Origin of the sequence: Georgenia satyanarayanai (assembly GCF_023715365.1) — a bacterium.
GTDB lineage: Bacteria > Actinomycetota > Actinomycetes > Actinomycetales > Actinomycetaceae > Oceanitalea > Oceanitalea satyanarayanai_B.
On record NZ_JAMBNZ010000025.1, the window covers coordinates 1 to 8,264 of the forward strand.

At 65.5% G+C, this 8,264-nt stretch carries 8 protein-coding genes and 1 pseudogene; 5 read left to right on the forward strand and 4 right to left on the reverse strand.

The genetic code is table 11. The annotated features are described in order from the left end of the window. Positions 1-440: 440 nt before the first annotated feature. Positions 441-734, forward strand: coding sequence for a hypothetical protein (locus M3148_RS16735; RefSeq protein WP_251305870.1), 294 nt, complete (start codon positions 441-443; stop codon positions 732-734). A 35-nt stretch (positions 735-769) separates the two neighbouring features. On the opposite strand, the gene M3148_RS16740 is transcribed toward M3148_RS16735, so the two are convergent. The 3 genes from M3148_RS16740 to M3148_RS16750 all read right to left on the reverse strand — a co-directional run bounded on the left by M3148_RS16740 (position 770) and on the right by M3148_RS16750 (position 4,284). Further along, positions 770-1,120 (reverse strand): hypothetical protein, encoded by a 351-nt coding sequence (locus M3148_RS16740; RefSeq protein WP_251305871.1) that lies wholly within the window; start codon positions 1,118-1,120, stop codon positions 770-772. Positions 1,121-1,751: 631 nt separating this feature from the next. Beyond that, positions 1,752-2,267: a hypothetical protein gene (locus M3148_RS16745; RefSeq protein WP_251305872.1), complete on the reverse strand. Its 516-nt coding sequence runs from the start codon at positions 2,265-2,267 to the stop codon at positions 1,752-1,754. Beyond that, positions 2,260-4,284 (reverse strand): GNAT family N-acetyltransferase, encoded by a 2,025-nt coding sequence (locus M3148_RS16750; protein WP_251305873.1) that lies wholly within the window; start codon positions 4,282-4,284, stop codon positions 2,260-2,262. Before M3148_RS16750 ends, M3148_RS16745 begins: the two co-directional genes overlap by 8 nt. Before the next feature lie 49 nt (positions 4,285-4,333). On the opposite strand from M3148_RS16750, the gene M3148_RS16755 reads away from it, so the two are divergent. Both M3148_RS16755 and M3148_RS16760 read left to right on the forward strand, forming a co-directional pair. Continuing rightward, positions 4,334-4,498 carry a hypothetical protein gene (locus M3148_RS16755; protein ID WP_251305874.1) on the forward strand — a complete coding sequence of 55 codons (165 nt, stop codon included), beginning with the start codon at positions 4,334-4,336 and terminating at the stop codon, positions 4,496-4,498. 130 nt (positions 4,499-4,628) lie between these two features. Further along, complete coding sequence (locus tag M3148_RS16760) at positions 4,629-5,843, forward strand: IS4 family transposase (protein WP_251305875.1); 1,215 nt, start codon at positions 4,629-4,631, stop codon at positions 5,841-5,843. A 387-nt stretch (positions 5,844-6,230) separates the two neighbouring features. Here the strand turns inward: M3148_RS16760 and M3148_RS16765 are convergent. Next, positions 6,231-6,590: pseudogene (locus M3148_RS16765) on the reverse strand (transposase); the annotation flags it as partial. An 88-nt stretch (positions 6,591-6,678) separates the two neighbouring features. Here M3148_RS16765 and M3148_RS16770 point away from each other — a divergent pair. Together M3148_RS16770 and M3148_RS16775 are read left to right on the forward strand one after the other, a co-directional pair. Continuing rightward, positions 6,679-7,020 (forward strand): PadR family transcriptional regulator, encoded by a 342-nt coding sequence (locus M3148_RS16770; RefSeq protein WP_251305876.1) that lies wholly within the window; start codon positions 6,679-6,681, stop codon positions 7,018-7,020. After that, complete coding sequence (locus M3148_RS16775) at positions 7,017-7,961, forward strand: hypothetical protein (RefSeq protein ID WP_251305877.1); 945 nt, start codon at positions 7,017-7,019, stop codon at positions 7,959-7,961. The genes M3148_RS16770 and M3148_RS16775 overlap by 4 nt, the downstream gene beginning before the upstream one ends. Positions 7,962-8,264 lie beyond the last annotated feature (303 nt).

Below are 8,264 nucleotides of genomic sequence, written 5' to 3' on the forward strand. Positions count from 1 at the left end.
GCCGAGCAATTCAACGTCTGGCCAGCACGCATATCCGACATCGAACGCGGCAAGAGGCGAGATGACGACTTCGCCAGCACCTACCGCCAGTGGCTCCTCGCCGCTTGACAGTCCATAGGAGCATCATTCGAGCCCGGGCCGTGTCCGCACTGGTCAGGCCTGGTCCAATCTCCTCAGGCCGCAGAAGTCCACCGCGGCGGCGATGCTGAGCGCGATCCACACCGCCGTCATCGCACTGGTCCTTACCAAGGCTTCCCAATCCGACGACGACAGCGGGAGCGGCATGCGAGGGGGCGCGTCAGCGCCCAAAGGCTTGATAAGTCCCGGTACCTGCCGATCGGTGTGTAGACGCACGCAGAACGCAGGAGATCGCCTATCGGGTCGGCCGCCGGCCGTCCCCCGCAAGCTATGCACCATCAGCAACAGGAAGTGAGTCGGTCATGGACGTTGAGTCGAACACCGGGACATACCTCGGAGCAGGCATCGTCGCCGAGGTAGTCGGAGGCGCGATCTGGCTCAGCAGCGTTGGTTCTTACGACAGCGACGGGGCGACGCTCATCGGAGGCATCCTCACGCTCGTCGGGCTCGGCCTGATCGTCACCGGCATCACTAAGATCGCGAAGAACTTCGAGGTCAACGCCATCGCTGCCGTGTCGACCGAAGACCATCTGCGAGTCATGCGGGACATTGCGATCCGCGAGGAGTCCGCCCGCCTCAACCCCGGGGAGGGCTGACAGGGCCGGGGCTCAGGCCTCCCCGCGGGCCATCCTCAACTGAGCCGTGGACCCTGTGCCACCCAGTTCGATGGTGTCGTGCAGTCCGTGGCGTCTCCGAAGTCCCACTCGGGCCAAATGGTGTCAGGGCCGGCGCATCCGACGAGAGCACGGTCGCCAAGTGGCTCAGCGAGCTCGACGGTGACCTGCTCTACCTGGATGTCCTCGCTGCAGGGGCTGTTTCTGTCGACTCGCAGATGCGCCCTGATTTCTACGGCCTCAGCGCCCTCGTCGACGTCGACCTTTTCGTAGCTCATACATGAGCTTCCGCCCGCGTACACCAGAAGCGAGAGCTGGCGCCCGCTGGCCTCCTCTGTCACCGACCACTGGACGCGCTCAAGTGCCACGCTGGGACTGTTACAGGCGGACACTGCTGCGCCGACACCGATGACGAGCACGATTCGGCGCAGATGTTTCATCATGCAGGCGACCGTACCCGCGCCATCGTGCGCGAATGTCGGTTCTGCACTCCCAGTGCAGGAAACCCAGCGAACCGCGGTCGAGCGCGCTGCGGGTCCAGACCGCAGCCCGGAGAGGGATCCCCTACAGAGACGGGACGCTGCAGGTCGATAGTGCACTCATGGCCGCCCTACTGACATGCTTCGCCGCCAAGGCGCTGCGGCTCGCTCGGGGCTGGCTCAGCTGTTGGGCTATCGCCATCGTCGGCGCAGCCATGGTCTTGTTCTTGGCGCCTGAGGCGTGGTGGTGGTGTCGCGCGATCGTTACGCTCGGAGCCTTCTTGGGTAACGCCGGTAGTTGCGAGAGACCGGGCTAGTGACCGCCCTGACGGTATTTCATTGTCCTTGGATTCACATTCCCGGTCGTGGCCGCGGTCATCGCCAGACTGCTGATTGCCGCGATGGTCGTGGCAGCCACTCCTTGCCTGATCGTCCGCGGAATCGCCGCCGAAGCATCTGGTGGTCGAGCGCGGTCGCAGCGCACCCAGCACGAGCCTTCGCTGGCTTCGAGCCTGTGAGACTACCCACCGGCCCCGACGCCGCTGAGGTCGCGCGCGTGGTCCGCCGAGCCGATATCTACGTACGACGAGCAGTCCGCACTGTGCATCTCCCCATCCGCGCGCGTGAGTAGCTCCGCCTGCCGGGCAGAGACGTACCGGAAACTCTGAGGCGGTTCGAGGCCCACCTGCCGCCTCATCTCCTCGAGGGGGAAAGGATCTTCGAGCACTACGACATCGCGGAGCTTCAGTGCGTAGCCTTGGCTTGTCCCGTAGAAGTAGTCGTCAAGCTCGTCCCGTGTCACCCCGACGACCTTCTTGAACCGGCTCCACAGGCTCCTAGGTGCCCCCTCCTCGATCCCGTCTAAGACTGCGGTCGCCAGCACGGAACGAGTGGGGCTGCTGCTGTAGAGGAGAACGGTTGTGCCCTCCCGGACGTGCATACGCGTACGGCGGAGCTCCACCGTTTTCGTCCCGTCCATGATCGCCGCCGCGAAGCGGGGGCGGACACTGAGGAGGACGGCGTGGCGGTCACACATCCCGGCCGGTTCCTCTCCGATAGATCTCGGCGAACAGAGCACTGGGGATCACAGTCGGTGACTGTATCGTGCCGACCTTCTCGCCCCCTGGGAGCGTCCGCAGTTGCTCGTATCGGATCGGATTGCGAAGGACCTCGGTGTCGGCGAACCGTAGGGCCTGGGCCTTACCCGCCCCTGCGGTCCTCTGGATGTCTTCGAGGCGGTAGACACCGAGGTGCTGGTATCTCCGGTGTAGGACGCCCGGCTCGTCGTTATGGACTGCGGTCAGCCGCGAGACGGCTGAGACCGCGCCCACGCCGTCTCTCGAGGTGCCACTGACGTACCAGGCAATACGTGCCGGGGCGGCCGGCCTGATGTTGGTGGCACGGTAGTAGACCAGCTCACGACTCAATCCGAGCACCGACGGCCGCTCGAGGAGCATCGGCCTGAGCCCCAGCAAGCGGTCTGCCATCGCCGGTGTGATCGACACGAGATAGCTCGGCATCTCTGCGTCGAGCAACTTCAGTGGCCAGAGGACTCGCTCGGCGTCGGCGATCTGCGCAGGTGTTCTTGCGCTCTCGACTATCTCTCGAGCGTGACGCAGGTGGGGCTGCTCGCCGCGGAGGACATCCATCGCTTGGGCTCTTGATCGGGAGTCGACCACTGCGCAGGCCATATCTCCCGGGACGCCAGTAAAGCCGTCCGCAGCCAAGCTCGAGAGCGAGGCACGCGGAAGCTGCGGGTCGGTGATGACAACGCCGGACGTGCCCTCATCCACTGCGTGACGCTTGACCTCGAAGATGACCAAGCGCCCCAGCGTGGCTCCCAACGACGACATCGGATCGAACCGGAACAGCGGCACGTCGATCTGCTGACCATCATCCGAGAGGCGAGTGGCCCAAGCCGCGAGGACTTCGTCCTTGTCGTTGAGTACCCACTCGCGGTCGACTCGTGAATCTACGGCCATCTTCCGCAAGAGTTGCCGGAACGAGGTCTTGCGTTCGCCTCCAGCGTGGTTGATGAGGTGGTCGAGCCTCGACTCAGAACCAGCGCCGTACCGACCTCTTCGGAGATGAGTCCCCTGTAGGTCAGCGGGCCTGTACTTCGCAGCATTAGCGACCTCGTCGAGATGCGCGATGAGGTCCGACGGCCTGAGGACACGCAAGCCGAGGACGTCAGCAGCCTGGTCGGCGTACCGAGCGATCAGCGCGTCATCTCGGGTGACGAAGATGCGCACTCCTCCGGCGGCGGCACTGACCATGTGTCTGCAGTCTGACTGATCGTCAGCGGGCACTTGTCCAATCCCCCCGAAGAACGCATCTCGCAGGCGGCCCCACTCTCCCGGCGTGTACTCGAGGGGAGGAAACCCATGAAGCGCTGCCTCCTGCTCTCGCCGTTCAGAGAGGACGGCGTGCCTACCGGCCTCATTCCATGACTCGGAGGTGACAGCCAGAACTACCTCGTCGTCGAGCCAGTCGGCAGTCAGCGCCCGAGATTCCTCAGCGCCGTCACGCTCGGGATGGAGCAGATCGAGAAAGATGTTGTGATCGATGGCAACCGTCGTTGCATCAGGGTCGATGAAGGTCGAGAAGAGGTCCGGCTGGCCGTGGCTCATCCACCAGCTGATAAGGGTCGCTCCGTCCTTCCCCCGTCCTCTGCTCTCCCCTTGCCGCCTAAACCCCAGTCGGGGCCAAGCTTCAGTGGCATCGAAGTCCTCACGACATTTGACCGCGATGCCAGCGAGGTTTGGATGCTTGGCGCTGATGTGGCGGACAAGCGATTGAGCGACCCTCCTCTCCCGGCTCCGCTCGTCGACGCACAGGTGGATCAGACGGACCCGGGAGCGCGCGATGTCGTAGAGGGCATACCCAGCAAGCTCCTCGTCCTCAAAAACGGCAAGCAGGTGCCCCTTGGCTGCCAAGTCTCGGAAGGCTCCCTGCGGGAAGAACCCCAACGTCTTTCGATGCCGATCCCCGAGCTCAGTGACAGCAACGAATCGTTCGTCGTCCTCGGGGCGGACCTCGACGGGGTTATTCATGCTTCATTCCTACACCGGGTCGATCAGGGAGTGTGGCAGATTGAGTCCTATGGAAGGCCGACCTGAAGACGAGGCGGGCGAGGAGCTCACACGGCTGGCCGATGCCGCGCTCGAGCGGTCCGGCCCCCATCCGGAGGCTACCGCCGCCGAAACCACCGCCCGTCACCAACATATACTCGACGTGGCGTGGGATGAGGGCGACGACGGCTCCTGAGTACCGCGTCCCACATCCTATAAAGTTGGACGACCCAGCAATGCCTCCGCGAAAGACGCCACTTCGCGGGAAAGGAACGTCCTAGCCCCAATACCGTTTAGTTAAGATGACAGCGGTGTAGTTTGTTGGCATGCCGCGTGCTGGATGGAAGAAGCCCAAGACCGAGCGTCGCTTGTCCGATCTCGTGTCGGTGGGGGTGCTGACGCGGGTGTTCCCGCCGGAGTTGGTCGATGAGGTGATTGCCGAGGTCGGGCGGACCGAGCAGCGTCATCGTTCGTTGCCGGCTCGAGTGATGGCCTACTTCTCGATCGGGATGGCGCTGTACTCCGAGGGGTCCTATGAGGACGTGCTCGCGCAGTTGACCGATGGGCTGTCGTGGGCCTCTGGGTGGAGCGAGACCTACTCGCCGCCAAGCAAGTCAGCGATCTTCCAAGCCCGCGCTCGGCTGGGTGCTGAGCCGCTGGCCGCGTTGTTCGAGCGGGTCGCCAAGCCGATCGGGACCGATGGGATGCAGGGCGTGTGGCTGGCCGGGCGGCGGCTGGTCGCGATCGACGGCATGTGTCTCGATGTCGCCGACACGACAGTCAACGCTGAGCATTTCGGGCGGCCGGGTGTGAACAAGGGCGAGCAGGCGGCCTTCCCGCAAGCCCGGGTCGTGGCGCTGGCCGAGTGCGGCACCCATGCGGTGTTCGCCGCCGAGGTCGGCACCTATGCCGAGTCCGAGGCAGTGCTGGCCGACAGGCTCATCGATCGACTTGACCCGGGGATGCTGCTCACCGCGGACAGAGGCTTCTTTTCCTACGCGCTGTGGCGCAAGGCCACCGGAACCGGCGCGGATCTGTTGTGGCGCATCCGCACCGACAAGTCCGCACCGAGACCGGTCCACGTCCAGGACCTGCCCGACGGCTCCTGGTTGGCCGACCTACGCCAGACCCACTCGGCTGCGGCCCGACGCGCGGAGCCGATGCGGGTACGGGTCATCGACTACACGCTCGATGACGGCCGCGAGAACACCACGTCGTATCGGCTCTTCACGACCCTGCTCGACCCCGACGACGCCAGCGCTGTCGATCTGGCTGCGGCCTACGCCCAACGCTGGGAGATCGAGCTCGCCTTCGACGAGCTCAAGACCCACCAGCGCGGGCCGCGCACCGTGCTGCGCAGCAAGTCCCCGGATCTGGTGCTCCAGGAGATCTGGGGCCACCTGTGCTGCCACTACGCGATCCGTTCCCTGATGGTGCAGGCCGCCACCCACTCCGGCCACGATCCCGACCGGGTCAGTTTCGTCGCCGCGTTACGAATCACCCGCCAGACTCTCGCCCACCCGGGCGCTTTTCCCCCCTGACCAGCACGGTCGCGACAGTCCCGGCTGGCTGGACTTCCTGCGTCGGCTGCTGCGGCGCCTCAACCCAGTTCGGCGACGACGCTCGGCGCCGCGCGTCGTGAAGAGGAAGTACACCAAATGGCACGTCAAACGCGCCGCTCACGCCAGCTGGCCACAGCCCAGCGACAACACAACCGTCGCTGTCCAACGTTGCTAACTGAACGGTATTGGTCCTAGCCCGGATCTTTCATGGGGCGGCCGGGCGGGGTGGTGGCCTCGTCGGTGTCTGTGCCTGAGTCGATTCTGACATCGAGGTGCGACAGAAGGACCGAGTGTCGTCTCGGGTGGGCGCCGGTTCCGTGGCCGGGGGGCTTGCTGAAGGGTCGTCGGGACAGGAAGTTCGGGGTCTCAGCCTGGAGCAGCGAGCCGGCGAAGACGCTGGAGGCCCTGGTGAGCGAGGCGTGCCCAGGGCGCGGTGTCGGCCAGGTGCAGGACTGTGCGCCGGGCATGGCGGGCGATGGTGGCCGGGATGGTGAAGATCCGCAGCCGTAGTCGCTTGGGCTCCCAGCGGCGGGCATCGTGAGTGGTGAGGGCGAGCATCTGCATCCAGGCGGTGATCTCGGCGGCGAGGGCGACGATGGCGAGCCAGATCTGGTTCTGTGCGAAGTCGTGCAGCGGGAACGCGCGCAGGCCGGTGTCCTTGGCGGTGCGGATGCGGTCCTCGCAGCGCGCCCGGCGGCGGTGACGGAGTTCGAGGTTGGCGAGCTGAGTGCCGGGACTGCCAGAGATCCGACGTGCGGCACGCCCAGCACGCACGGCTCTTCACAACCCTTCGTGACGAATATATAGTTGGCACATGAGTCGAAGGATGCAAGAGCCCGCTTTCCTGATCATGTCCGCGTTGACGAGGGAGCCGATGCACGGCTACGGCATCATGCAGGCGGTTGGTGAGCTCTCCGGCGGAGACGTCACTCTGAAGGTGGGCACGCTCTACGGTGCGCTGGACCGGCTCAGTGAGCGAGGTTGGGTCGAGGTCGATCATGAAGAGGTAGTCGATTCCCGATTGCGTCGCTACTACCGACTGACCGAACCAGGAGTGGAGGTCCTTGCTGCCGAAGCTCGTGTTCTCGAGCGGCGCGCGGCACGGACTCTCGACCTGTTGAGCCGGCGCCAGGGCGCGGCGGGAGGCGTGGCATGAGCGTGCACAGTCCCGGCCTGGAACAGCGTTACCGGCGCCTTCTTCGACTCTTTCCGCCCGGCTACCGGCAGGCGAGGGGCGAGGAGATGGTCGCGGTGCTGATGGAAGCGGCGGGCCCCGGCCAACAGCAGCCAAGTCCGGGGGAACACTGGGATCTACTTCGCGCGGCCGGGGCACGCTGGGCGCGGGTCGTGCTGCTGCCGCCGCCCGCCGCCCGCTTCGATGCCTGGGCCCTCTTGTCGTTCCTCCTGCCCGTGCTGCTGCTGTACCCGGCGGCGAAAGCCCTGACGGTCGCGCTAGCGCGCGCTTCGTTGACGGGTCCACAGACGACCCTGGAGGTCGCTCCAACCTGGCCGGCGTGGGCCGTATGGGTGGTAGGCCTGGCCCTCCTCGTGCTTGGCCGTCGACGCGTGGCTCGTCTGGTGCTCACCGGATCGGTGATGCTCATGGCTGTAGTGCTCGGCGTCATGATGGCGCGGGGTCACGTGTCGGAGGGGCTGCGAGAGTTCGGCTGGCTCGTGGCACAGCTGCTTGGTCTTCGGGCGATGCTCGCCACACGCGGTCCCACTACGGCCAAGTCCAAAGCGCTGACTGGTGTCGTGGCGACCGGAGTGGTCGCAGCGTCGCTCTACACCGCCTGGGTCCCACACCTTCGGCCCATTCCTTGGACGCTCGGCGCGATGGCGGGCCTTGCTGTCATCGCCGGCCTCGCTCTCACGCGCTATCGCTATGCCGTCCCGCCCATCGTTGCAGTGTTCACGGCCGTCTATGTCGGCCGGTTCGGAGCCGGCTTCGCTCCGCGTCGCGTCCCCCTGAACGGCCTTGCCTTCGACCTAGGAACAGTCGTGCCCCTATTGGCAGCCCCGCTCCTGGCGTATCTCGCTGCGGCGATGCTGCTGTCTTTCATGAGGTATTTGCGGCCGACGCCAGTGCGCAGGTAGCCCCACGGTCGCGGGACGGTCATCAACTGTGCGCCGGGCAGAGCGGCCACACCGACGGGAAACAGGAGGCGCCGCGATTGCTAGCGGACATGCCAACCTCCCTGTAGGCGGACACGGACTTCCCTGCTTACGGACAGTTGATCTCCCTGTCTGTGGCCATGGGGCCGGGCCCGTGTCGGGGTCAAGCCCTGGGGAGTGGTGTATCGGTCCTCGAGATCGGGGGGTTGGATCAGGCGCTGATGGCGCCGATGGGTTCGGTGGTGGTCACCTCCTCGGGGCTGGTCTCGGCGACAAGGGCCAGTC